30 protein-coding genes are annotated in these 24,273 nt (G+C 59.9%); 25 read left to right on the top strand and 5 right to left on the bottom strand.

Annotated elements, in window-relative coordinates:
- Positions 1–6: 6 nt before the first annotated feature.
- The 19 genes from rplX to dsbD all read left to right on the top strand — a co-directional run bounded on the left by rplX (position 7) and on the right by dsbD (position 11,310).
- Complete coding sequence (rplX, locus tag BCA01S_RS26590) at positions 7–315, top strand: 50S ribosomal protein L24 (RefSeq protein WP_006052213.1); 309 nt, start codon at positions 7–9, stop codon at positions 313–315.
- Between the two features lie 17 nt (positions 316–332).
- Positions 333–872 (top strand): 50S ribosomal protein L5, encoded by a 540-nt coding sequence (rplE, locus tag BCA01S_RS26585; RefSeq protein WP_006052214.1) that lies wholly within the window; start codon positions 333–335, stop codon positions 870–872.
- A 7-nt stretch (positions 873–879) separates the two neighbouring features.
- Entirely contained in the window at positions 880–1,185 is a 306-nt protein-coding gene (gene rpsN, locus BCA01S_RS26580) for a 30S ribosomal protein S14 (RefSeq protein WP_006052215.1), read from the top strand.
- A gap of 14 nt (positions 1,186–1,199) precedes the next feature.
- Entirely contained in the window at positions 1,200–1,595 is a 396-nt protein-coding gene (gene rpsH, locus BCA01S_RS26575) for a 30S ribosomal protein S8 (protein WP_006052216.1), read from the top strand.
- An 18-nt stretch (positions 1,596–1,613) separates the two neighbouring features.
- Positions 1,614–2,144: a 50S ribosomal protein L6 gene (gene rplF, locus BCA01S_RS26570; protein WP_006052217.1), complete on the top strand. Its 531-nt coding sequence runs from the start codon at positions 1,614–1,616 to the stop codon at positions 2,142–2,144.
- A 12-nt stretch (positions 2,145–2,156) separates the two neighbouring features.
- The gene (rplR, locus tag BCA01S_RS26565; protein WP_006052218.1) at positions 2,157–2,522 is read left to right on the top strand and encodes a 50S ribosomal protein L18; all 366 of its coding nucleotides are present in this window, start codon (positions 2,157–2,159) and stop codon (positions 2,520–2,522) included.
- Positions 2,523–2,536: 14 nt separating this feature from the next.
- Positions 2,537–3,055 (top strand): 30S ribosomal protein S5, encoded by a 519-nt coding sequence (rpsE, locus tag BCA01S_RS26560; protein WP_006052219.1) that lies wholly within the window; start codon positions 2,537–2,539, stop codon positions 3,053–3,055.
- A gap of 10 nt (positions 3,056–3,065) precedes the next feature.
- Positions 3,066–3,248: a 50S ribosomal protein L30 gene (gene rpmD / locus BCA01S_RS26555; protein WP_007180126.1), complete on the top strand. Its 183-nt coding sequence runs from the start codon at positions 3,066–3,068 to the stop codon at positions 3,246–3,248.
- Between the two features lie 29 nt (positions 3,249–3,277).
- Positions 3,278–3,712 carry a 50S ribosomal protein L15 gene (rplO, locus tag BCA01S_RS26550; RefSeq protein WP_020070585.1) on the top strand — a complete coding sequence of 145 codons (435 nt, stop codon included), beginning with the start codon at positions 3,278–3,280 and terminating at the stop codon, positions 3,710–3,712.
- Positions 3,713–3,758: 46 nt separating this feature from the next.
- Positions 3,759–5,105, top strand: a complete 1,347-nt coding sequence (secY, locus tag BCA01S_RS26545) for a preprotein translocase subunit SecY (protein ID WP_027779516.1) — start codon at positions 3,759–3,761, stop codon at positions 5,103–5,105.
- Between the two features lie 8 nt (positions 5,106–5,113).
- Positions 5,114–5,332, top strand: coding sequence for a translation initiation factor IF-1 (gene infA / locus BCA01S_RS26540; protein WP_004521905.1), 219 nt, complete (start codon positions 5,114–5,116; stop codon positions 5,330–5,332).
- A gap of 20 nt (positions 5,333–5,352) precedes the next feature.
- Entirely contained in the window at positions 5,353–5,469 is a 117-nt protein-coding gene (gene rpmJ, locus BCA01S_RS26535) for a 50S ribosomal protein L36 (protein WP_004199844.1), read from the top strand.
- 41 nt (positions 5,470–5,510) lie between these two features.
- Positions 5,511–5,876 (top strand): 30S ribosomal protein S13, encoded by a 366-nt coding sequence (gene rpsM, locus BCA01S_RS26530; RefSeq protein ID WP_006052223.1) that lies wholly within the window; start codon positions 5,511–5,513, stop codon positions 5,874–5,876.
- Positions 5,877–5,904: 28 nt separating this feature from the next.
- Positions 5,905–6,309, top strand: a complete 405-nt coding sequence (gene rpsK, locus BCA01S_RS26525) for a 30S ribosomal protein S11 (protein ID WP_006052224.1) — start codon at positions 5,905–5,907, stop codon at positions 6,307–6,309.
- 157 nt (positions 6,310–6,466) lie between these two features.
- Entirely contained in the window at positions 6,467–7,090 is a 624-nt protein-coding gene (gene rpsD / locus BCA01S_RS26520) for a 30S ribosomal protein S4 (RefSeq protein WP_020070587.1), read from the top strand.
- Positions 7,091–7,214: 124 nt separating this feature from the next.
- Positions 7,215–8,192 (top strand): DNA-directed RNA polymerase subunit alpha, encoded by a 978-nt coding sequence (locus BCA01S_RS26515; RefSeq protein ID WP_006052226.1) that lies wholly within the window; start codon positions 7,215–7,217, stop codon positions 8,190–8,192.
- 169 nt (positions 8,193–8,361) lie between these two features.
- Positions 8,362–8,754: a 50S ribosomal protein L17 gene (rplQ, locus tag BCA01S_RS26510; RefSeq protein ID WP_006052227.1), complete on the top strand. Its 393-nt coding sequence runs from the start codon at positions 8,362–8,364 to the stop codon at positions 8,752–8,754.
- 371 nt (positions 8,755–9,125) lie between these two features.
- Positions 9,126–9,458, top strand: coding sequence for a divalent-cation tolerance protein CutA (gene cutA, locus BCA01S_RS26505; RefSeq protein WP_027779515.1), 333 nt, complete (start codon positions 9,126–9,128; stop codon positions 9,456–9,458).
- Positions 9,451–11,310 (top strand): protein-disulfide reductase DsbD, encoded by a 1,860-nt coding sequence (dsbD, locus tag BCA01S_RS26500; RefSeq protein ID WP_027779514.1) that lies wholly within the window; start codon positions 9,451–9,453, stop codon positions 11,308–11,310. Before cutA ends, dsbD begins: the two co-directional genes overlap by 8 nt.
- Before the next feature lie 160 nt (positions 11,311–11,470).
- Here dsbD and hemB read toward each other — a convergent pair whose 3' ends face one another.
- Together hemB and yihA are read right to left on the bottom strand one after the other, a co-directional pair.
- Positions 11,471–12,469: a porphobilinogen synthase gene (gene hemB / locus BCA01S_RS26495; RefSeq protein WP_027779513.1), complete on the bottom strand. Its 999-nt coding sequence runs from the start codon at positions 12,467–12,469 to the stop codon at positions 11,471–11,473.
- A 261-nt stretch (positions 12,470–12,730) separates the two neighbouring features.
- Positions 12,731–13,384: a ribosome biogenesis GTP-binding protein YihA/YsxC gene (yihA, locus tag BCA01S_RS26490; protein ID WP_027779512.1), complete on the bottom strand. Its 654-nt coding sequence runs from the start codon at positions 13,382–13,384 to the stop codon at positions 12,731–12,733.
- 216 nt (positions 13,385–13,600) lie between these two features.
- Here yihA and BCA01S_RS26485 point away from each other — a divergent pair, with 216 nt between their 5' ends.
- The 5 genes from BCA01S_RS26485 (at position 13,601) to msrQ (ending at position 19,678) form a co-directional block, all read left to right on the top strand.
- A complete protein-coding gene (locus tag BCA01S_RS26485; protein ID WP_027779511.1) occupies positions 13,601–14,254 on the top strand; it encodes a c-type cytochrome in 654 nt (217 codons plus the stop codon).
- Positions 14,255–14,370: 116 nt separating this feature from the next.
- Positions 14,371–16,569: a cytochrome c biogenesis protein ResB gene (locus BCA01S_RS26480; protein ID WP_027779510.1), complete on the top strand. Its 2,199-nt coding sequence runs from the start codon at positions 14,371–14,373 to the stop codon at positions 16,567–16,569.
- A gap of 4 nt (positions 16,570–16,573) precedes the next feature.
- On the top strand, positions 16,574–17,785 hold the full coding sequence (ccsB, locus tag BCA01S_RS26475; RefSeq protein WP_027779509.1) for a c-type cytochrome biogenesis protein CcsB: 1,212 nt from the start codon (positions 16,574–16,576) through the stop codon (positions 17,783–17,785).
- Positions 17,786–17,969: 184 nt separating this feature from the next.
- Positions 17,970–18,965: a protein-methionine-sulfoxide reductase catalytic subunit MsrP gene (msrP, locus tag BCA01S_RS26470; RefSeq protein ID WP_027779508.1), complete on the top strand. Its 996-nt coding sequence runs from the start codon at positions 17,970–17,972 to the stop codon at positions 18,963–18,965.
- Between the two features lie 11 nt (positions 18,966–18,976).
- Positions 18,977–19,678 carry a protein-methionine-sulfoxide reductase heme-binding subunit MsrQ gene (gene msrQ, locus BCA01S_RS26465; RefSeq protein ID WP_027779507.1) on the top strand — a complete coding sequence of 234 codons (702 nt, stop codon included), beginning with the start codon at positions 18,977–18,979 and terminating at the stop codon, positions 19,676–19,678.
- Positions 19,679–19,760: 82 nt separating this feature from the next.
- On the opposite strand, the gene lysA is transcribed toward msrQ, so the two are convergent.
- A complete protein-coding gene (gene lysA, locus BCA01S_RS26460; protein WP_027779506.1) occupies positions 19,761–21,023 on the bottom strand; it encodes a diaminopimelate decarboxylase in 1,263 nt (420 codons plus the stop codon).
- 9 nt (positions 21,024–21,032) lie between these two features.
- Positions 21,033–21,389 carry a lipoprotein gene (locus tag BCA01S_RS26455; RefSeq protein ID WP_027779505.1) on the bottom strand — a complete coding sequence of 119 codons (357 nt, stop codon included), beginning with the start codon at positions 21,387–21,389 and terminating at the stop codon, positions 21,033–21,035.
- Between the two features lie 35 nt (positions 21,390–21,424).
- Between BCA01S_RS26455 and cyaY the strand changes: the two genes are divergently transcribed.
- Entirely contained in the window at positions 21,425–21,742 is a 318-nt protein-coding gene (gene cyaY / locus BCA01S_RS26450; protein WP_020070599.1) for an iron donor protein CyaY, read from the top strand.
- Between the two features lie 93 nt (positions 21,743–21,835).
- Here cyaY and BCA01S_RS26445 read toward each other — a convergent pair whose 3' ends face one another.
- Positions 21,836–24,229, bottom strand: a complete 2,394-nt coding sequence (locus tag BCA01S_RS26445; RefSeq protein WP_027779504.1) for a penicillin-binding protein 1A — start codon at positions 24,227–24,229, stop codon at positions 21,836–21,838.
- Positions 24,230–24,273: the final 44 nt, after the last annotated feature.

The following is a 24,273-nucleotide window of genomic DNA, read 5'->3' as shown; positions in this document are numbered from 1 at the left end:
GTCGCGATGAACAAGATTCGCAAAGGTGACGAAGTTATCGTCATCACCGGCAAAGATAAAGGCAAGCGCGGCGTCGTGCTGTCCGTTGGCGAAGGCAAGGTCATTGTCGAGGGTATCAACCTCGTCAAGAAACACGTCAAGCCGAACCCGATGAAGGGTACGACGGGTGGTGTGGAAGCCAAGACGATGCCGCTGCAAATTTCGAACGTCGCATTGGTCGACGCGAATGGCAAGGCGTCGCGTGTAGGCATCAAGGTCGAAGGAGACAAGAAAGTCCGTTTCCTTAAGACGACTGGTGCCGAGCTGAGCGCCTGACGCTGCGGAGTAAAAAAATGGCTCGTTTGCAAGAGTTTTACAAAGAAAAGGTTGTACCCGGCCTCATCGAGAAGTTCGGTTACAAGTCCGTGATGGAAGTGCCGCGCATCACCAAGATCACCCTGAACATGGGCCTTGGCGAAGCGGTTGCTGACAAGAAGATCATCGAAAACGCCGTTGGCGACCTGACGAAGATCGCTGGCCAGAAGCCGGTGATCACCAAGGCACGCAAGGCAATCGCTGGCTTCAAGATCCGTCAGGGATACCCGATCGGTGCAATGGTCACGTTGCGTGGTCAGGCAATGTACGAATTTCTGGACCGTTTCGTGACGGTTGCGCTCCCCCGTGTGCGCGACTTCCGTGGCGTGTCGGGTCGTGCGTTCGACGGTCGCGGCAACTACAACATCGGTGTGAAAGAGCAGATCATTTTCCCCGAAATCGACTACGACAAGATCGACGCACTGCGTGGGCTGAATATCAGCATCACGACGACTGCGAAGACCGACGACGAAGCAAAGGCTCTGCTCGCCAGCTTCAAGTTCCCGTTCAGAAACTGAGGTTACCGTGGCTAAACTGGCACTGATCGAACGTGAAAAGAAGCGTGCTCGCCTCGCCGCTAAGTACGCGCCCAAGCGTGCAGAGTTGAAGGCGATCATTGGCGATATGAGCAAGTCGGACGAAGAGCATTACGCAGCACGTCTGGAACTGCAACAACTGCCGCGCAACTCTAACCCGACCCGTAAGCGCAATCGTTGTGCGATTACTGGTCGTCCGCGCGGTACGTTCCGTAAATTCGGGCTGGCGCGTAACAAGATTCGCGAAATCGCGTTCCGCGGCGAGATCCCTGGCCTGACCAAGGCGAGCTGGTAATAGGAGAAACGTAAATGAGCATGAGTGATCCTATCGCCGATATGCTGACTCGCATCCGCAACGCGCAGATGGTTGAGAAAGTCTCGGTGACTATGCCCTCGTCGAAAGTCAAGGTTGCGATTGCGCAGGTCCTGAAGGACGAAGGCTATATCGATGATTTCGCAGTGAAGTCCGAAGGTGCGAAGTCTGAATTGAATATCGTGTTGAAGTACTACGCTGGCCGTCCGGTGATCGAGCGCATTGAGCGCGTCTCGAAGCCTGGTCTGCGTGTGTACCGCGGCCGTAACGACATCCCCGTGGTCATGAATGGCCTCGGCGTGGCAATCGTGTCGACGCCGAAGGGCGTGATGACGGACCGCAAGGCGCGCGCAACGGGCGTTGGCGGCGAAGTCATCTGCTACGTCGCTTAAGGCCGAAAGGAGAGAAACATGTCTCGAGTAGGTAAAAGCCCGATCGCGCTGCAAGGCGCAGAAGTGGCCCTGAGCGACGATCGCATTACCGTCAAGGGCCCGCTGGGTACGATTACGCAGGCGGCTAACCGCCTCGTGAAAGTGGTGAACGACAACGGCATTCTGAAGATCGAGCCTGTTGACGAAAGCCGCGAAGCGAATGCGATGTCGGGCACGATGCGCGCACTGGTGGCGAACATGGTGAACGGCGTGACGAAGGGTTTCGAGCGCAAGCTGACGCTGGTTGGCGTCGGTTACCGCGCACAGGCGCAAGGCGACAAGCTGAACCTGTCGCTGGGTTTCTCGCACCCCGTGGTGCACCAGATGCCGGAAGGCGTGAAGGCTGAAACCCCGTCGCAAACCGAAATCGTGATTAAGGGGATCGACAAGCAGAAAGTTGGCCAGGTCGCTGCAGAAGTGCGCGGCTATCGTCCGCCGGAGCCCTATAAGGGCAAGGGTGTGCGCTACGCCAACGAGGTCGTGATCCTCAAAGAAACGAAGAAGAAGTAAGGGTGCGCAATCATGGATAAGACTCAATCTCGCCTGCGCCGCGCTCGTCAGACGCGTATCAAGATCGCTGAGCTGCAGGTCGCGCGTCTCGCCGTGCATCGCACGAATACGCACATCTATGCGCAAGTGTTCTCGCCGTGCGGCACCAAGGTGCTCGCCAGCGCGTCGACGCTCGAGGCCGAAGTGCGTGCGCAACTGGCTGATCAAACGGGCAAGGGCGGCAACGTCGCTGCTGCCACGCTGATCGGCAAGCGCATCGCAGAAAAGGCTAAGGCTGCCGGCATCGAATCCGTCGCCTTCGACCGTTCGGGTTTCCGTTACCACGGCCGCGTGAAAGCGCTGGCTGATGCGGCGCGCGAAGCCGGACTCAAGTTCTAAGGGAAGAATTCGTCATGGCAAAGATGCAAGCGAAAGTTCAGGCTGACGAACGCGACGACGGCCTGCGTGAAAAGATGATTTCGGTCAACCGCGTGACCAAGGTCGTGAAGGGTGGCCGTATTCTCGGTTTCGCCGCACTGACCGTAGTCGGCGACGGTGATGGCCGCGTCGGTATGGGCAAGGGCAAGGCGAAGGAAGTGCCTGTCGCTGTCCAGAAGGCGATGGAACAAGCCCGCCGCAACATGTTCAAGGTGCCGCTGAAGAACGGTACCCTGCAACACGAAGTGCACGGCAAGCACGGCGCATCGATGGTCCTCCTGGCTCCGGCGAAGGACGGTACCGGTGTGATCGCTGGCGGTCCGATGCGCGCAGTGTTCGACGTGATGGGCGTGCAGAACGTTGTGGCCAAGAGCCACGGTTCGACGAACCCGTATAACCTCGTTCGTGCAACGCTCGACGGTCTGCGCAAGCAGTCCACCCCGGGCGACATCGCGGCGAAGCGCGGCAAGTCCGTCGAAGATATTCTGGGCTAAGGTGGACACCATGTCTGATAAAACTGTCAAGGTCCAGCTCGTCAAGAGCCTGATCGGCACCCGCGAAACGCACCGTGCAACGGTGCGTGGCCTCGGTCTGCGCCGACTCAACTCGGTTAGCGAATTGCAGGACACGCCGGCCGTGCGCGGCATGATCAACAAGGTTTCGTACCTCGTTAAGGTCATCAGCTAAGCGGCTGACCGGGACTCAAGGAGTTGATAATGGAATTGAATAACCTGAAGCCGGCTGAAGGCGCGAAGCACGCAAAGCGTCGCGTTGGTCGCGGCATCGGCTCTGGCCTGGGCAAGACCGCCGGCCGTGGTCACAAAGGTCAGAAGTCGCGTTCGGGCGGCTTTCACAAGGTTGGCTTCGAAGGCGGTCAAATGCCGCTGCAACGTCGCCTGCCGAAGCGTGGCTTCACCTCGCTGACGAAGGAATTCGTTGGTGAAGTGCGTCTCTCTGATCTGGAAAAGCTGCCGGTTGATGAAATCGACCTGTTGGCTCTGAAGCAAGCCGGTCTGGTTGGTGAGCTGATCAAGAGCGCCAAGATCATCGCGACGGGCGAGCTCAAGCGCAAGATCGTTGTGAAGGGTCTGGGTGCGACGAAGGGTGCGCGCGCTGCTATTGAAGCAGCCGGCGGCTCTTTTGCCGAGTAACGCGCAAGTTATTTGCCGTCACTAGCATTTGCATCGGAGAAGGTACTTGGCTAACAGCCCGAGTCTCGCAAAACCCGGTCGCAGCGCGGCGAAGTTTGGCGATCTGCGTCGGCGGGCAGTATTTCTGCTCCTGGCGCTGATCGTCTACCGTATCGGCGCGCACATTCCGGTGCCGGGTATCGACCCGGACCAGCTGGCAAAGTTGTTTCAGAGTCAGTCGGGCGGCATCCTTGGCATGTTCAACATGTTCTCGGGTGGCGCACTTTCGCGGTTCACGATTTTCGCGCTTGGGATCATGCCGTATATCTCGGCGTCGATCATCATGCAGTTGCTGGCGATTGTCTCGCCGCAGCTGGAAGCGCTGAAAAAAGAAGGGCAGGCGGGGCAGCGGAAGATCACGCAGTACACGCGGATCTTCACGGTCTTGCTGGCGACGTTCCAGGCATTCGGCATCGCCGTGGCATTGGAAAATCAGCCGGCCCTCGTGATCGATCCGGGAATGGTGTTTCGGCTGACGACGGTCGTGACGCTGGTGACGGGCACGATGTTCCTGATGTGGCTCGGTGAGCAGATTACGGAGCGCGGACTCGGCAACGGTATCTCGATCATCATTTTCGGCGGTATTGCAGCGGGTTTCCCCAATGCAATCGGTGGTCTCTTTGAACTGGTGCGAACCGGCTCGATGAGTATCATCTCGGCGATTATTGTCGTTGCGCTGATTGCTGCTGTGACGTATCTGGTGGTGTTCATCGAACGCGGCCAGCGCAAGATTCTTGTGAACTACGCAAAGCGGCAAGTCGGTAACAAGATTTACGGCGGTCAATCCTCGCATTTGCCGCTGAAATTGAACATGTCGGGCGTGATTCCGCCGATCTTTGCATCGTCGATCATTCTCTTCCCGGCAACCATCCTGAACTGGTTTAGTTCAGGGTCGCGCACCGGATGGTTCGCAGACACGCTGCATAATGTGGCCGAAGCCATCAAGCCCGGCCAACCCGTGTACGTGTTGCTGTACGCGTTGGCGATCGTATTCTTCTGCTTTTTCTACACTGCACTGGTGTTCAACAGCAGGGAGACGGCCGACAACCTGAAGAAGAGTGGCGCATTCGTTCCTGGCATCCGCCCGGGCGATCAAACGGCGCGATATATCGACCGCATCCTGACGCGTCTGACGCTGGCTGGTGCGATCTACATCGTGTTTGTTTGCCTGCTGCCCGAGTTTTTGGTGCTGCGCTGGAACGTGCCGTTTTATTTTGGTGGAACGTCGCTGCTGATCATTGTCGTCGTCACAATGGATTTCATGGCGCAGGTGCAGTCGTACGTTATGTCGCAACAGTATGAATCGCTGCTGAAGAAAGCTAATTTCAAAGGCGGCGGCGTCCCGATGCGTTGAAAGGACTTATGGCCAAAGACGATGTTATCCAGATGCAGGGTGAAGTCATCGAAAACCTGCCTAACGCTACCTTCAGGGTGAAGCTGGAAAACGGCCATGTCGTATTGGGACACATATCCGGCAAGATGCGGATGCACTACATCCGAATCTTGCCGGGCGACAAGGTGACGGTTGAATTGACGCCTTACGATCTGTCGCGTGCGCGGATCGTGTTCCGGGCGAAGTGATTTGAAAAAAGGGTAATATCATGAAAGTGATGGCATCGGTTAAGCGCATTTGCCGCAATTGCAAGATCATCAAGCGCAAAGGCGTTGTGCGCGTGATTTGCAGCTCTGATCCGCGCCACAAACAGCGTCAAGGCTGAACGCCGCGCTTTTGCTTGCGCTTTTTGTTTGAGGAAAAACAATGGCTCGTATCGCAGGGGTTAACATCCCGAATCACCAGCATACTGAAATTGGCCTGACGGCTATTTACGGTATCGGCCGCACGCGCTCGCGCGACATTTGCGTCGCTGCTGGTGTGGCATTTTCGAAGAAGGTCAAAGACCTGAACGACGCAGACCTCGAAAAGCTGCGTGAAGAAGTCGGCAAGTTCATCGTTGAAGGCGATCTGCGCCGTGAAACGACGATGAACATTAAGCGCCTGATGGATCTCGGCTGCTACCGTGGCGTTCGGCATCGTAAGGGCTTGCCCCTGCGCGGCCAGCGTACGCGTACGAATGCCCGTACGCGCAAGGGTCCGCGTCGTGCAGCGCAATCGCTGAAGAAGTAAGCGGAACTGACAGTTACAGGAAAACGTAATGGCTAAGGCTTCGAACAACTCCGCGGCGCAACGCGTTCGCAAGAAGGTCAAGAAGAACGTCGCCGAGGGCGTGGTTCACGTTCACGCGTCGTTCAACAACACCATCATCACGATCACCGATCGTCAAGGCAATGCACTTGCTTGGGCAACGTCGGGTGGTCAGGGCTTCAAGGGCTCGCGTAAATCGACCCCGTTTGCAGCCCAGGTGGCAGCCGAATCGGCTGGCCGCGTGGCGATGGAATACGGCGTGAAGAACCTCGAAGTGCGGATCAAGGGCCCCGGTCCTGGCCGTGAGTCGGCGGTGCGCGCGTTGCATGGTCTTGGCATCAAGATCACCGCGATCTCCGACGTAACTCCGGTCCCGCACAACGGCTGCCGTCCGCCGAAGCGTCGTCGTATCTAAGACGCTGTTTTCGCCAGCGCCTGTTGCCGCCGGATCTAGTAAACCGGCGAAACAGGCTGCTTGCGCTATTGAATTGACTAAGCCCACTGTTCGACCCAAAGGGTTCGGACTAGCGCGAGTGCCTGCATTCGCGTGATCAATCAACGAAGGAATCAACGTGGCACGTTATATCGGCCCTAAGGCCAAGCTGTCCCGCCGTGAAGGCACTGACCTGTTCCTGAAGAGCGCCCGTCGTTCGCTCGCTGACAAGTGCAAACTTGACAGCAAGCCTGGCCAGCATGGTCGCACGTCGGGTGCACGTACGTCCGACTACGGCACGCAGTTGCGCGAAAAGCAAAAAGTGAAGCGCATCTACGGTGTCCTCGAGCGCCAATTCCGCCGTTACTTCGCTGAAGCCGACCGTCTGAAGGGCAACACGGGTGAGAACCTGCTGCAATTGCTCGAGTCGCGTCTGGATAACGTCGTGTATCGCATGGGCTTCGGCTCGACGCGTGCTGAAGCGCGTCAGCTCGTGAGCCACAAGGCGATCACGGTGAACGGTGTTGTGTCGAACATCCCGTCGATGCAAGTGAAGGCAGGCGACGTCGTCGCAGTGCGCGAACAATCGAAGAAGCAAGCGCGTATCCTCGAAGCACTGTCGCTGGCTGAACAGGGCGGCATGCCCAGCTGGGTCGCTGTCGATTCGAAGAAGTTCGAAGGCACGTTCAAGTCCAAGCCGGAACGCAGCGACATCGCTGGCGATATCAACGAAAGCCTGATCGTCGAATTGTATTCGCGGTAATCGGATTAACGGCCGGGGCACCCCGATTGCGTTGCGCAAGGGGGAGTCTCGGCTGTTTATTTTCAGGTTGTTACCGGTCAGCCTTATCGGTGTAACGAGCCGAGGGTATTGAAAAGGAAAACCTATGCAAACCAGTTTGTTGAAGCCCAAGATCATCGCAGTTGAATCGCTGGGCGAAAGCCACGCGAAAGTGGTCATGGAACCGTTTGAACGCGGTTACGGCCACACCTTGGGTAACGCGCTCCGCCGCGTGCTGTTGTCGTCGATGATCGGCTACGCGCCGACCGAAGTGACGATCGCAGGCGTCGTACATGAGTATTCGACGCTCGACGGTGTGCAAGAGGACGTGGTCAACCTGTTGTTGAACCTGAAGGGCGTAGTGTTCAAGCTGCATAACCGTGACGAAGTGACGGTTACGCTGCGCAAGGAAGGCGAAGGCGTTGTTACCGCCGGTGACATCGAACTCGCGCATGATTGCGAAGTCATCAACCCTGATCACGTGATTGCGCATCTGTCGAAGGGCGGCAAGCTCGACGTCCAGATCAAGGTCGAGAAGGGCCGCGGTTACGTGCCGGGCAATGTGCGTCGTTACGGCGAAGAGTCGGCCAAGATCATCGGCCGTATCGTGCTGGATGCGTCGTTCTCGCCGGTTCGCCGCGTGAGCTACGCCGTGGAAAGCGCTCGCGTCGAACAGCGTACCGACCTCGACAAGCTCGTGATGAACATCGAAACCAACGGTGTGATCTCGCCGGAAGAAGCGATTCGTCAATCGGCTCGCATTCTGGTTGATCAACTGTCTGTGTTCGCTGCACTGGAAGGCACCGAAGCAACGGCTGAAGCGCCGTCGCGCGCGCCGCAGATCGATCCGATCCTGCTGCGTCCGGTCGATGATCTCGAATTGACGGTTCGTTCCGCGAACTGCCTGAAGGCCGAGAACATCTACTACATCGGCGATCTGATCCAGCGCACGGAAAACGAGTTGCTCAAGACGCCGAATCTGGGCCGCAAGTCGCTGAACGAAATCAAGGAAGTACTGGCGTCGCGTGGTTTGACGCTCGGCATGAAGCTCGAAAATTGGCCGCCCGCTGGGCTGGACAAGTAAGTCGGCGCTTCGTCTCGGGACAGAACCCGTCGCTGCACTGGCAAAGACGCGGATTTTCCTTTAAAATCCGCGTCTTGCTTTTTTCACTACCGGCCCGTGCACTCGCTATTTGCAGTAGAGCGAGCGCGATAGAAGAGCTGGACCAAAACTCTGAATCGAAGGAATCAACATGCGTCACCGTCATGGTCTGCGGAAACTGAACCGCACGAGCAGCCACCGTCTGGCAATGCTCCGTAATATGTCCAACTCGCTGATCGAGCACGAAGTCATCAAGACGACGCTGCCGAAGGCGAAAGAACTCCGTAAAGTTGTCGAGCCGCTGATCACGCTTGGCAAGAAGCCGTCGCTGGCAAATCGTCGCCTGGCATTCAACCGCCTGCGCGATCGTGACTCGGTCACGAAGCTGTTTGAAGTCCTCGGCCCGCGCTACGCTACCCGTCCGGGCGGCTACCTGCGCGTGCTGAAGTTCGGCTTCCGCGTCGGCGACAACGCACCGATGGCTCTGGTCGAATTGCTCGATCGTCCGGAAGTCGAAGAAGTTGAAGTGCAAGAAGCCGAGTAAGCTTCAGGGCACTAAAAAGCCAGGCGTCACGCTTGGCTACAGAATGCAGACAGACCCCACGCTTCTCGGAGCGCGGGGTTTTGTTTTTTTGGCTAGGTAAATGCTCCCGTGAGCCGCGGGGTTTCGTCGGAAAAGCCGTTCGAAAAGCGCAATGGCAGGTCAAAGCACGCATGACCAACCGGCCGCATCGCTGCAGCATGCATGCCTCAAGCGATCCACAACGGCCCCAGCGCTTTGGATCCAGGTGCAACGACGGAGCCAGTCAATCCGCAGTGACCAAACGCCGCACGCACGGGGCCGCACAGCCTGCGGCACTTGTCTGCCAGGTGATACGATATTGCCACTCGAACTGTGCCTTGCCGGAGCTTTCAGTGAGCGTGAGTGTTACCTTGATCCTGACGACGGTGCCCGACGCGGCCGCTGCTGACAAGCTGGCCGCAGAAGCGCTCGCTGCCCGGCTATGTGCTTGCGTAACGCAGCTCGGCGCCGTGCAATCGCGCTACCACTGGCAGGGGCGTGTCGAAACGGCACAAGAAATACAGCTGTTGTTCAAGACGAGCGCTGCCCGTGCTCTTGAGCTTGAGCAGTACATACAGACGCACCATCCGTACGACACACCGGAAATTCTGTCGTGGCAAGCCACGGCCTCGGCCACGTATGGTCAGTGGATCCTTGCAGAAACCCAACGCCCTCTACATGTTTAACTGTCTCGACGGGCGCGCGCGCCATGCGTTTCGTGCCGCATTCCTCCTCTTTGCCGGCCTGATTCTGGCGCAGTTCTGCACCCTCGCCCGTGCGGCAGACGACTTCCTCGATCCGGCGGTAGCGTTCAAGTTCAGTGCGGCTGAAAAGCCGGGCGAAGTCGACATTACGTACAAAATTGCTGACGGCTACTACATGTACCGGGAGCGTTTCGCGTTCGCGACTCGCAGTGGAAACGCGACAATCGGTGAGCCACAGTTGCCGGCGGGCCATATCAAGTTCGATCAGACGTTCAATAAGAACGTCGAGACGTATCGCAACGAGCTGACGATCCGCATTCCAGTTAAGCAGGCCGCAGGAGGTTTCGATCTGGCCGTGACATCGCAAGGGTGTGCGGACGCTGGCATCTGCTATCCGCCGATGGAGCGCGTCTACCATGTAAGCGGTGCCGCTCTGCGACCGGTGGGAAGCGCGGCCGCGCTGCAAACTGAGGCGAGCGATACGCCGTGGTACGAGCGGGCCACCAACGCCGAGTACGCGCAATCGCTGCTCCAGGGCGGCGGTTTCCTCACGATCATCGGACTTTACTTCGTCGCGGGCATGGTGCTGAGCCTCCTGCCGTGCTCATACCCGATGATTCCCATTCTTTCGGCAATCATCATCGGCGAGGGCGCACGGGTCACTCGCGCGCGGGGCTTGGCGCTGTCTCTCGCCTATGTAATCGGAATGGCGCTCGTTTACACCGCGCTCGGCATTGCTGCCGCGCTCGTTGGGCAAAGTCTGGGCGCGTGGCTGCAAAATCCGTGGGTGTTGGGTGCGTTCGGTGTACTACTGACCGTTTTTGCGCTCACGCTGATTGCGGGTTTCGATATCGCATTGCCGCAGCGTTGGCAGGAAGGCGTTTCACACGTGTCGGCGCGGCGCTCTGGCGGCAAGTTTGCAGCCGTCGCCGGAATGGGCGCGCTGTCCGCGTTGGTCGTGGGTGCCTGCATGACTGCGCCGCTTTTCGCGGTGCTCGCCTTCATTGCGCACACGGGGAATGCCGTGCTCGGTGGCGCCGCGCTGTTCTCGATGGGACTCGGGCTTGGCGTGCCGCTGCTTATCATCGGATTTGGCGCCGGAACCTTGCTGCCGCGCGCTGGCGCGTGGATGGACGGCGTCAAAGTGCTGTTCGGTGTCGTGCTGCTCGCCGCGGCGCTCTGGATCGTCTGGCCGGTGCTCGGGGCAACGGCTGCCATGCTCCTGAGTGCGCTCTGGCTCTTGATCGCCGCGGCGTCGCTGGGTCTCTTTTCGGCGCCTTTGGCGCAAGCGTCGATATGGCGCCGGCTTGGCCGCGGTATCGGCGCCGCCATGGCTGTTTGGGCGGCGGTGCTGCTCGTTGGACTGGCGGCTGGCTCGTCAGATCCGCTGCGCCCGTTGGCTGTGCTAGCAACGCGCGGCAGTGCGCCGGTGCCGGATCGTGCGGCTGGCTCACCCCAGAATGCGTCGCAGGGCGATCTGACGTTTCAGCCGGTGCGATCATCGGTCGGACTGGACGAGGCCGTCAAAGCTGCCGCGCAGCCGGCCATGCTCGACTTTTACGCCGACTGGTGCGTCAGTTGCAAAGAGATGGAGAAATTCACCTTCAGCGACCCGCGCGTCCAGGCGAAATTGAAGGAGATGAACCTGCTGCGCGCCGACGTGACGGCCAACAATACCGACGATCAGGCACTGCTCAAGCGCTTTGGCCTTTTCGGCCCGCCGGGAATTATCTTTTTCGACCGCGGCGGCAAGGAGGTACTGCGCGTCGTCGGTTATGAGTCGGCCGACAAATTCCTGCGCACGCTCGAACGGGCGAGCCGACCTCAGGCGTGATTGCAATAACCGCATGAATGAGCGGCAAGCGCGAGTGGATAAAAAACGGAGGCGTGACTGAAAGTCCGCCTCCGTTTTACGTTCTGGCCCCTGCTGAACTCGCACATGAATCGACTCAGCCCGTGCCAGACGAGGTAGTTGCCGCTATGCGCGGCGCCAACTACTTTTGCGAGCGGAGAATCCGCGCTGCATCCAGCGCGAAATAGGTCAGAATGCCGTCCGCGCCCGCGCGCTTGAAGGCGAGCAGTGATTCCATCATCGCCTTGTCGTGGTCCAGCCAGCCGTTCTGAGCCGCTGCCTTTAGCATCGCGTATTCGCCGCTGACCTGATACACGTAGGTCGGGAACTGGAACTCGTCCTTCACCCGGCGCACGATATCAAGGTACGGCATGCCCGGCTTGACCATGACCATGTCCGCGCCTTCGTTAATGTCCGCTTGCACCTCGCGCAACGCCTCATTGGAGTTGGCGGGGTCCATCTGGTACGTCATCTTGTTGCTTTTGCCGAGGTTCGTCGCGGAGCCCACGGCGTCGCGGAACGGGCCATAGAACGCGGACGCGAACTTGGCCGCATAAGCCATGATGCGCGTGTGGACATGGTCCTCGCTTTCCAACATTTCGCGGATGGCGCCGATGCGGCCGTCCATCATGTCCGAGGGCGCGACGATATCGACGCCGGCTTCAGCTTGCGCCCGGGCCTGTTCGATCAGGATGTCGACGGTCTCATCGTTGATCACGTAGCCGTTTTCGTCGAGCACGCCGTCCTGGCCGTGGCTCGTGTACGGATCCAGCGCGACGTCGGTGAGCACGCCCAGATCGGGAAAGTGCTTCTTCAGTTCGCGAACCGCGCGCGGGATCAAACCCGCGGCGTTGGTCGCTTCGCGGCCATCAGATGTCTTGAGCGACGGCTCGATCGCCGGAAACAGCGACAGCACCGGTACGCCGAGCTCGACGCATTGCTCGGCGACTTTCATCAGCAAGTCGACCGAAACCCGCTCGACGCCAGGCATCGACGGCACGGCTTGCCGCACGTTGCTGCCTTCGACTACAAAGACGGGGTAAATCAGATCGTTGGTGGTGAGAATGTTCTCGCGCATCAGACGGCGCGAGAAGTCATCGCGGCGCATGCGGCGAGGACGATAGTGCGGGTAGAAGCTCATGGAATCGAAGATCGTGGATGTCTTGGTAGGACAGTGCCCAGAGAGGTGCTCGGGAGCCGGCGCCGCTCACGGAAACTTTTCAAGACAATGGTATATCATACCGATCGAGCAAGGCGCTTGGCGCTGACCTCCCCGCTTCTCCTCCCTGAGCGGGTGCCTGTCGTTTTTCGATTAGGCTGTTTGACCCGCCGTTAAAGCGGCGGGTTTTTTTATGGGCGGCGGAAAGTGCGCGCTCAGGCCGCCGGCAAACACACTTCGGGGTTACTGCGCGGCGTCGGTTGCGCCCTTCATTTCGGGGATCAGCCAGCTTTCAATCAGTTCGTGAGCTTCGTCGATACCGACCCGCTTGAGCGCTGAGAAGAGTTGCGCCGTCAGTTCGCCTTGATAGCCCGCGGCACGATATTCCGCAAAACCCTTCTGTGTCGCGCGCAACGCATTCACGCTTTCCTGCCGCGTCAATTTGTCGCATTTGGTGAGCAGTGCGTGGATCGGCTTTCCGGTCGGAGCAAACCACTCGATCATTCGCCGATCCAGGTCGGTCAGCGGCCGGCGCGAGTCCATCATGAGGATCATGCCGCGCAATTGCGAACGCGATTGCAGGTACGTGGACAGCAGCGCTTCCCAATGAGCCTTGGCTGCGCCAGGCACTTCCGCATAGCCGTAGCCAGGCAGATCGACAAGATGGGCCGTGGGTTCGTCCGCCTTGCCGACGGAGAAGTAATTGATGTGCTGCGTGCGTCCCGGTGTCTTACTCGCGAATGCGAGCCGCTTCTGATTGCACAGGATATTGATGGCCGTCGACTTGCCTGCATTCGAGCGCCCGGCAAAAGCAATCTCGGGCTGGGCGGTGGCCGGCAGATCACGAAGGTGATTGACGGTCGTGAAAAAGCGGGATTGGTGGAGCAGGAAGGACATGATCAGGCCAGATTTCGAGACGCCGGGGAACCCGGAGTGGGGACGGGTCAAGCCCGACTGGCGTCTTAGCGATTAGCGAGTTATTGTACAATACGATGGTTTACTGAAAACCTGAGGGGGCCAGCCCGCGTGCCTCGGCGGCTCCTGGCGGTCACTCGGGTCGCCGTCGTATTGTGCAAAACCTCTAAAATCCACAAGACGAGACAGGGTGTGCGAATGAATCGACTGTGCAAGGCTCTGATGGTTTTTCATGTAGCAGCAGGTCTTTCAAGTTTGGCAATTCAGGCACGAGCAGCAGATCCGGCAAAGCCGGACGTCAATCGGGGGCAGGCAATCGCAGTGCAGGTTTGCGCGTCATGTCACGGCGCAGACGGCAACAGTGCCGGCGGCGCATACCCAAAACTGGCGGGCCAGCATCCCGACTATCTCGTCAAGCAACTCAAGGATTTCAAGCCGCAGCCCGGCGCCAAGCAGCCCGCGCGTAACAATGCGATCATGACGGCTATGGCGGCCGCGCTGTCCGACCAGGATATGGTCAACGTCGCAGCCTACTTCGCGACGCAGGCTCCAAAGCCTGGTTATGCGCACAACAAGGACACGGTGCCGCTCGGGCAGAAGATTTATCGAGGCGGCATCGCGGACAAGGGCGTGCCGGCCTGTGCCAGTTGTCACGGGCCCACGGGTCAGGGTATTCCGTCGCAGTACCCGCGCTTGTCCGGCCAGTGGGCTGAATACACGGTGGCGCAGTTGAACGCGTTCACGCAGGGCCCCGGAGCGCGCAATAACAACGAGGCGATGCATGCTGTCGCATCGCGTCTGTCGGACAGCGAGATCAAAGCTGTGGCCGATTACATCGCGGGCCTGCACTAAGAGGTTCGCGCGCAATTGCAACCGGCCCGCCGAGGCCGGTAAAAAACAAGAAAAGGGTGGGGGCGTCGTGTCAACGGTCGCCCTTCACCCTTTTTTGCTGTTCAGTCGGAGTATGAATGAGCGTCACCACGTCGGGTTTGCAGTCGAAGTCGAGCAATCGCATCGTGCGCAGCGTTGTCGAAGTATTGAGTTCGATGCGTTTCGCCATTGCGCTGCTCGTGATCCTGTCGATCGCCAGCATTATCGGTACCGTCCTTACGCAGGACGATCCGTATCCCAATTACGTCAACCAGTTCGGCCCGTTCTGGGCCGATATCTTCCGCGCGCTAAGCCTTTACACGGTTTACAGCTCGTGGTGGTTCATGCTGATTCTCGGCTTTCTGATGGTGTCGGTGTCGCTGTGCGTGATCCGCAACGCGCCGAAAATGATCGCTGACACGAAGAGCTGGAAAGACAAGGTCCGCGAAGCCAGCCTCCGCGCGTTCCATCACAAGGGCGAATTCGCGGTGCACGGCACGCGTGCCCAGACGGCGGCGGTGCTCGCCAGACTGTCCGCCAAGCTTGGCTACAAGTTCGTCACGCGCGAGTCGGACGGCGCCACGCTGATCGCGGCCAAGCGCGGCGCGTTGACCAAGCTCGGCTACATCTCCGCGCACATTGCGATCGTGGTGATTTGCCTTGGCGGCCTGCTCGACAGCAATCTGCCGATCAAACTGCAAATGTGGCTGTTCGACAAATCGCCGATCCGCGCGAACACCGTAATCAACGACATCCCGCCGGAACATCGCCTGTCGCAATCGAATCCGACGTTCCGCGGGTACGCATGGGTGCCGGAAGGGCAGCACGTGTCCACCGCTATCCTCAACCAGCCGGACGGCTCGCTCATCCAGGACCTGCCGTTTTCGATCGAGTTACAGAAATTCATCGTCGATTATTATTCGACGGGCATGCCGAAGCTGTTCGCTAGCGACATCGTCGTGGTAGATCACAAGACCGGCGCGCGCGTGCCGGCTCGTATCGAAGTGAACAAGCCGTTCGAATACGACGGCGTGTCGATCTATCAATCGAGTTTCCAGGACGGTGGCTCGCAAATGCAGATGACGGCCTATCCGATGACAGGTCCGAGCGCGAAAACCGCGCCTTTCGGCGGCACGATAGGAGGCAATGCGCCGTTGAGTTCGGCCACGTCGCTTGCCGACGGGCAGACGGTCGAGTTCACCGACTTCCGCGCGATCAACGTGGAGAACATTTCCAATGGCAGCGGCCAGACGGACGCCCGCGGCGTCGCCGCCCATCGCTCGCTGAAGGAAGCATTCGACGAGCGGCTCGGCTCGGGCGCGAAGACCACAAAGCCGCTCGACCTGCATAACGTCGGCCCGTCGGTGCAGTACAAGGTACGCGACAAGGACGGCCAGGCGCGCGAGTACAACAACTACATGCTGCCGGTTGCGGTTGCCGGGGAACGATTCTTCCTTGCCGGCATGCGCCTCAATCCCGACGATCCGTTCCGCTATCTGCGCATCCCCGCCGACAGCGGCGGAACCGTCAAGGATTGGATGAACATGCGCGCAACGCTCGAGAACCCGGGAATGCGCGCGCAAGCCGCTCACCGCTTCGCCCAGCGCTCGGTGCCCGAAGCGAACACAGAATTGCAGCAGCACCTGGAAGAAAGCGCGCTGCGCGTGCTGACCCTTTTTGCTGGCGCGGACAACACCGTCAAAATGCCGAACGGCCAGCCGGTCGGCGGCTTCCAGGCAATCGCCGGATTTATCGACCATTCGGTGCCGAAAGGCGAGCAGGAAAAGGCTGCAGGCCTCTTGCTGCGCATGCTCGAAGGCTCAATGTGGGACCTTTGGCAACTGTCGCGCCAGCAAGTCGGCGAGCCAGAAGCGCAGGCCAACGCGGATTCGAGCCGCTTCGTACAAAGCTCGATCAACGCGATATCCGACAGCTTTCTGTATGGATCGCCGGTCTACTTGCAGCTCGACTCGTTCAAGCAGGTGCAAGCCTCGGTATTTCAGTTGACGCGCGCACCCGGCAAAAAAGTCGTGTATCTTGGCAGCCTGCTCCTCGTGTTGGGCATCTTTTCGATGTTCTACGTCCGCGAACGGCGCCTGTGGTTCTGGCTCAAAGATACTGAGCAGGGCACCAATGTCGTGATGGCCATGTCGAGCGCGCGCAAAACGCTCGACTTCGAAAAAGAATTTGTTCAGACGCGCGACGCGGTCGGCGCCGCGTTGGGCGCGAAGCTCACCGATGCATCGTCCGGCAACGCCGGCACGCCGTCCGCAAGCTCACAAGATTCGACCCGGTAATACCATGGACTTGACTCAGGTTTCCTCATCTTCGCCTTCATCCGCCCGACCCTCCAAGGCGTCTGCGGACGAAGCGTTCAACTCTGCCCAATATGACGAGCGGCCGTTCCTGAAACGGCTTGGCATCGTCGACTGGCTATTCGCCCTCGCCATGGTCGCGGGGGCCGGGTTCGCGCTGTCGCGCTATTACCCGTTCATGAATTACTACGACAAACTGGTGCTGGTGTGCGCGGTGCCGGTCTTCGTCGTGCTCGGCTGGCGCTGGAAACCCGTGCGTCCGCTGATGGTGGGCATTGCGGCACTGTCGCTGCTGGCCATCCAGATCTATCACGGCGATCTGAGCCGGGCCGAGAACGCCTTCTTCCTGAAGTATTTCCTGTCGAGCCAGTCCGCGATTCTGTGGATGAGTGCGCTGTTCGTATTCGCCACCGTTTTCTACTGGATCGGCCTGCTCTCGCGCTCGCCCACGGGCGCCGCCATCGGCTCGAAAATGACCTGGGCCGCCGTGCTGATGGGCTTCGTCGGTCTGATGGTGCGCTGGTACGAGTCGTATCTGATCGGCGCGGACGTCGGGCATATTCCCATTTCGAACCTGTACGAAGTCTTCGTGCTGTTCAGCCTGATCACCGCGCTGTTCTATCTCTACTATGAACAGCACTACAACACGCGCGCGCTCGGTGCGTTCGTGCTGCTCGTGATCAGCGCCGCCGTCGGTTTCCTGATGTGGTATTCGGTCGCCCGCGACGCGCAGCAGATCCAGCCGCTCGTCCCGGCGCTGCAAAGCTGGTGGATGAAGATCCACGTGCCCGCGAACTTCATCGGGTACGGTAGCTTTGCCTTGTCGGCAATGGTCGCAGTCGCTTATCTGGCAAAGGAGCGCGGCATGTTGGCCGACCGCCTGCCGGCGCTCGAAGTGCTCGACGACGTCATGTACAAGTCGATTGCTGTCGGCTTCGCGTTCTTCACGATTGCGACGATTCTCGGCGCGTTGTGGGCGGCAGAAGCGTGGGGCGGCTACTGGAGCTGGGACCCCAAGGAAACGTGGGCACTGATCGTCTGGCTGAACTATGCAGCCTGGCTGCATATGCGTCTGATGAAAGGCTTGCGCGGCGCTGTCGCCGCGTGGTGGGCGCTGACGGGCCTGCTCGTCACGACCTTTGCGTTCCTTGGCGTGAACATGTTCCTGTCGGGCTTGCATAGTTACGGCAAACTGTAATTTCCGCTGTTCCCAACCGACAAAGAACCGCCGCGTGTTTCGCACCGGCGGTTTTTTTATGACCGACGGAATATTTGCACGCCAAATGTGTTCGTCCATGTGAGTACGCATGGATGGCCCGACGAGCGATCATCACCCTGGCCCCGTCAGATGTCAGAAGCGGCGGCCGGCAAGGAGCAGCATGATGTGGATCAAGCGAAGCGACAGGATTCAACTTACCGGCGACGATATCGCTCGTAGCGAAATCACGCCTCAGCACATTTTCGAGAACCGGCGGCGCGTGCTGCAGGCCGCAGGCGCGCTGGCGCTCGGCAGTCTGATCGGCGTGAACGGCGAAGCACTGGCGGCTTACACGTCGACCGATCCGAAGGCGCAGAAACTGGCGGCCAAAACGAACGCGAAGTTCGTCGCGCTGGACAAGATCACGCCGTTCAAGGACATCACCACATACAACAACTACTACGAGTTCGGCACCGACAAGTCCGATCCGGCACACAACGCCGGAACGCTGCGCCCGCGGCCGTGGAAGGTCAGTGTCGAGGGCGAGATCAAGAACCCGAAGGTCTACGACATCGACGAACTGCTCAAGCTCGCGCCGCTCGAGGAGCGCGTGTATCGGCTGCGTTGCGTCGAAGGGTGGTCGATGGTGATTCCGTGGATCGGCGTGCCGCTCGCCGAGCTGATCAAGCGCGTGCAGCCGACAGGCAACGCGAAATATGTTCAGTTCATTACGTTGGCCGACCCGTCGCAGATGCCGGGACTCTCCACGCCGATACTCGACTGGCCATACTCCGAAGGCTTGCGTATGGACGAGGCGATGAATCCACTCACGCTGCTCACTATGGGTGTGTACGGTCAGGTGCTGCCGAACCAGAACGGCGCGCCGGTTCGCGTGGTGGTACCGTGGAAATACGGCTTCAAGAGCGCGAAGTCGCTGGTGAAAATCCGCTTTGTCGAGAAACAGCCGGCGACGAGCTGGAACACTTATGCGTCGAGCGAGTACGGGTTTTATTCGAACGTGAACCCGAACGTCGACCATCCGCGCTGGAGTCAGGCGACAGAGCGGCGCATCGGCGAAGACGGCTTTTTCACGCCCAAGCGCAAAACGCTGCTGTTCAACGGCTATGGTGATCAGGTGGCGTCTCTCTATCAGGGCATGGACCTGAAGAAGAATTTTTGAGCGACACGACGATGGCTTCCGATACCCAATCTGTCACTCGTACCGGGCACAGCGCGCCGCGAGCCAATGCGCCTGCTGCGGCGCCGGCAAAGCGTCCCGCCGCTGGCTCGCGCTGGGTCGTGCCCGCGAAAATCGCGGTGTTCATCGCGGCGTGGTATCCGCTGGCGCGGATCGTGTTGTTCGGCGTGACCGACCGGCTGGGCGCGAACCCGATCGAGTTCATCACGCGCTCAACGGGCCTGTGGACGCTCGTGTTCCTCTGCATCACGCTCGCCGTGACGCCACTGCGCCGCCTCACAGGCATCGCGGCGTTCGTGCGGTTTCGCCGCATGCTCGGGCTATACGCGTTCTTCTACGCGACGCTGCATTTCACGACGTATCTCTGGTTCGATAAATGGTTCGACGTGGCGGAGATCGTCAAGGACATCGGCAAGCGGCCGTTCATTACTGTGGGTTTTGCGGCGTTCGTGCTGCTGATTGCATTGGCCGCAACGTCGCCGCGCGCAATGGTGCGCAAGCTCGGCCGCCGCTGGCAGACGTTGCACCGCGCGATCTACGCCATCGGCGCGCTGGCGATTCTGCATTTCTGGTGGATGAAAGCGGGCAAACACGACCTCATCCTGCCGAAAATCTACGGCGGGATCATGCTCGCGCTGCTGGGTTGGCGTCTGATTGTGTGGATACGCGAGCGGCGCAAGTTGAAGCCGCGCTGACTGCGCGCGAGCGTAAGTGCTAAGAAAAAAGGCGATGCCGCAATGGCATCGCCTTTTTTATAAAGCGGACTTGCGACGCTGGTTACGCCGGCAAAACCGTTTCGCCCGCGAACAACTGCTGGACTGCTTCTCTCGCCCGAACTACATGCGCTTGTGTACCATCAACCATCACCTCCGCTGCACGCGGGCGGGTGTTGTAGTTGGAGCTCATCACGAAGCCGTAGGCGCCCGCCGAGCGAATCACGAGCAGATCGCCGGGCTCGACGGAGAGCAGCCGTTCGCGCCCCAGCCAGTCGCCGCTTTCGCAAACCGGTCCCACGATGTCGTACACATGCGCGGGGACGTCGCGCTCAACAACGGCGTCGATAGCGTGGTACGCCTCGTACATCGCAGGGCGGGCAAGTTCGGTCATCGCCGCGTCCACGATGGCGAAATTCTTTTCAGCGCCCGGCTTCAGGAATTCGACGCGCGTGAGCAGCACGCCCGCATTGCCAACTAGCGAGCGGCCCGGCTCGAAATACACCTCGCGGTGGCCGTGACCGCGCGCCTCGATGCGATCGAGCACCGTGCGTACGAATTCGCCGATGTCCGGCGGCGTTTCGTCGTCGTAGGTGATGCCGAGGCCGCCGCCTACGTCGATATGACGAATTGCAATGCCGTCTTTCTCGATCAGTTCGACCAGTTCCAGAAGCTTGTCCACCGCGTCGAGGTAAGGCGCAATCTCGGTTATCTGCGAGCCGATATGGCAGTCGATGCCGACAACCTCAAGGTTCGCCATGGCTGCGGCCGCTTGATACGTGGCGCGTGCATCTTCGAACGCGACGCCGAACTTGTTCGACTTCAGCCCAGTGGAGATGTAGGGATGCGTCTTCGCATCGACGTCGGGATTCACGCGCAGCGAGACGGGCGCGATCTTGCCCATTTCCGCGGCCACCGTGTTCAGGCGATCGAGTTCCGGAATGGATTCGACATTGAAGCACTTCACACCCGCCGCGAGTGCCTCGCGCATTTCGCTCGCGTGTTTGCCGACGCCGGAAAACACGGTGTTTTCCGCTTTGCCGCCGGCCGCCAGCACGCGAGCCAGTTCGCCGCCCGACACGATGTCGAAGCCCGCGCCGAGACGCGCGAACACGTTCAGCACTGCGAGATTGCTATTGGCCTTCACAGCCACGTGCACGCTCGCGCGACGGCCGGCGCACGCGCCTGCGTACGCATTCCAGGCGTCAGTGAGCGCGGCCCGGGAGTACACATAAAGCGGCGTGCCGAACTGTTCGGCGAGCGAAACGGCGGACACGCCTTCGACGTGAAGCACGCCGTTGACGTAGTCAAATGCAGGTCGAGTCATGCGGAGGTCTTATTGAACGGGAGTGGCGGCGGAAGCGGGCTGCGAAGCCGAAGCAGCGGAACCAGCAGATGAAGGAGACGCCGACAGTTCGTTCGCGGGCGCGAGCGAGAGCGGCGTGCCGGAAGTGTCAGGAATGGAGTCTGCGTCGGACGCGGTTTCGGCGCCGGGTTGTACTTCGTCAGGAGACGGCGGCTGTGTGCGGTCGATGGGCTTTTCCGGCAAAGGTGGCACGGTAGGCAAATAGAGCGAACCGCGTTGTCCGCAGCCGGCGAGCGAGCCACCGAGTGCGCAACCTGCGAGAATGGCTAAACCCGCTACAATCGCGCGGCCGGGCGCCGCCGCGCGCATCCGAGATACGACTCGCATGACTGTCCCTGAATAAATAATCGATGGAGTTTAGCATGTCCGATAGTGATTACCTGACCCGTGCAGAGGCCGCGCTAGCCGCCATCGAACGCGCGCTGGACGACACCGAGGCCGACATCGAACTCGAGCGCAGCGGCAACGTGCTGACCCTCGAATTCGCGAATCGCTCGAAGATCATCGTGAATCTGCAACCGCCGATGAGCGAGATCTGGATCGCCGCGAAAGCGGGCGGTTTCCACTACCGTTTTGTCGATGGCGAGTGGCGCGACACCCGCAGCGGCAACGAGTTTTTTGCGGCGCTCTCGGAGTACGCGACGGAGCAGGCCGGTGAGCCAGTGCATTTCGAGGCCTGAAACCAACATCGAGCGGTTAGACGCTTAACAAAAGAAAAAGCCGCCGCGCAGGAACTGCACGGCGGCTTTTTTTGCGGCATGCAGGACGCTGCGTTAGTGCCCGCGGAACAGATTCATGATGTCCTGCTTCTCCTGCTCGCCGACTTGTCCCGGTGCGGCAGACGCAGCGCTTGCTTCGTCGAGTGCCGCCTGACTGATGCCGACCGTCCCAACAAAACCGTGGCCCGGCGTGAACTCGTCGAAATACAGTTCTGAGCCGACTTCGGTCACTCCGTCGGGCATCGGCATCTTGTACTCCGGCACGCCTTTGAGCGCGCGTCCCATGTACTCGATCCAGACCGGCAACGCGAGGCCGCCGCCGGTTTCCTTGTCGCCCAGACTGCGAGGGTTGTCGTAGCCGATCCACGCGATCGCCGTGAGCGTGTGCTGATAACCGGCGAACCACGCGTCGCGCGAATCGTTCGTCGTACCCGTCTTGCCGCCGAGGTCCGTGCGCTTGAGCGCGTTCGACTTGGCACCGGTGCCACGCTGCGCGACGCTTTGCAGCAGGCTGTTCATCACATAGGCGTTGCGCGGTTCGATGGCATGCGGCGCGCTTTGCTCGGCGACGAGCGGTTGCGCATGCGCGACTACGACGCCGCGCGGATCGGTAACTTCAGCGATCAGATACGGGTTGATCCGATAGCCGCCGTTCGCAAATACCGAGAATGCGCCCGCCATTTGCAGCGGCGTGACGAGGCCCGCGCCCAGCGCCATGGGCAGGTAAGCCGGATGACGGTCCGCATCGAACCCGAAGCGCGTGATGTACTGCTGCGCATACTTCGTACCAATGTGGTTGAGGATGCGAATCGACACCAGGTTCTTCGACTTCTGCAACGCGGTGCGCATGGTCATCGGGCCGTCGAAGCCGCCGCCGTAATTCTTCGGCTCCCACGCCTGGCCGCCGGTCTCCGCTGCGCTGAAAAATAGCGGCGCGTCGTTGATCACGGTTGCTGGTCCAAGTCCTTTTTCAAGCGACGCCGAATAAATGAACGGCTTGAAGCTCGAGCCCGGCTGACGCCATGCCTGCGTGACATGGTTGAACTTGTTCTTGTTGAAGTCGAAGCCACCGACGAGCGCGCGGATAGCACCGTCTTGCGGCACCACGGAAACAAACGCACCTTCTACTTGCGGCAATTGCGTGATTGCCCACTGACCGTCGTCGTTCTTGACGAGGCGGATGATCGCGCCCGGCCGCACGCGCTGGTTCGGCTGCGCGCGCGCGCTCAATGCAAGCTGTGCAAAGCGCAGGCCGTCGCCCTGAACGGTCGCCACATTGCCGTCGATGAACGTCGCCTGCACCTGCTTCGGGCTCGCCGCCGTCACGACTGCCGCAATGATTTCGCCGTTGTCCGGATGTTCGAGCAATGCGTCGTCGATGGCCTGCTCGCGGTCGTCCGCGTCGGACGGCAGGTTGATGAACGCTTCGGGGCCGCGATAGCCGTGGCGCCGCTCATAGTCCATCAAGCCTTTGCGTAATGCGCGGTACGCGACGTCCTGATCCGCGGAGTCGATCGTCGTGACTACGTTGAGACCGCGCGTGTACGCTTCCTCGCGGTATTGCGCGTACATCATCTGCCGCACCATTTCCGCCACGTACTCGGCGTGCACGCTGAATTCCTTGCCCGCGCCCTTTACGACGAGAGCCTGACGGCTCGCTTCGTCGTACTGCTGCTGGTTGATGTAATGCAGCTCGTACATGCGCTGAAGAATGTACTCCTGACGTACCTTCGCGCGCTTCGGATTCACCACCGGGTTATACGCGGACGGCGCTTTCGGCAAGCCCGCCAGCATGGCGGACTCCGCGAGCGTCAGATCTTTCATGTCCTTGCCGAAGTACACACGCGCCGCGCTCGCGAAACCGTACGCGCGCTGGCCGAGATAGATCTGATTCATGTAGACCTCGAGAATCTGATCTTTTGAAAGCTTCGACTCGATCTTGTAGGCGAGCAGCATCTCGTAAATCTTGCGCGTGTACGTCTTCTCGCTCGAAAGGAAGAAATTGCGCGCGACCTGCATGGTGATCGTGCTTGCACCTTGCGTCGCATGGCCGTTGGTCAGCGCAACGATTCCAGCGCGAGCGATACCGGTCAGGTCGACGCCACCATGATCGTAAAAGCGCGCGTCTTCAATTGCGAGCACGGCTTTCTTCAGGCTGTCGGGCACCTCCTGAATGCGGACGATGTCGCGCCGTTCTTCGCCGAACTCGCCGATCAGCACATGGTCGGCGGTATAGATGCGCAGCGGCACTTTCGGCCGGTAGTCGGTGAGCGCGTCGAGCGAGGGCAGATTGGGCGTGGCCACGACGAGCGCATAGCCGACCACCAGAAGCACGCACACAATGCCCGCGACGATCAACCCGAAAAAGCCCAACAGGAGCTTGAGCCACAACGGGCGTTTGCGCTTCTGCGGCGCGGGCGGCGGAGACGTGGGAGACGTGGATTGCATATAGGCACCAAAAAACAGTCCCGCGATTATAGCCGCCCAGCTTT

The organism is Paraburkholderia caledonica NBRC 102488, assembly GCF_000685095.1.
Classification (GTDB): Bacteria; Pseudomonadota; Gammaproteobacteria; order Burkholderiales; family Burkholderiaceae; genus Paraburkholderia; species Paraburkholderia caledonica.
The sequence above is the reverse complement of the archived record's forward strand: the minus strand, read 5'-3'. Positions and strand labels throughout refer to the sequence as shown.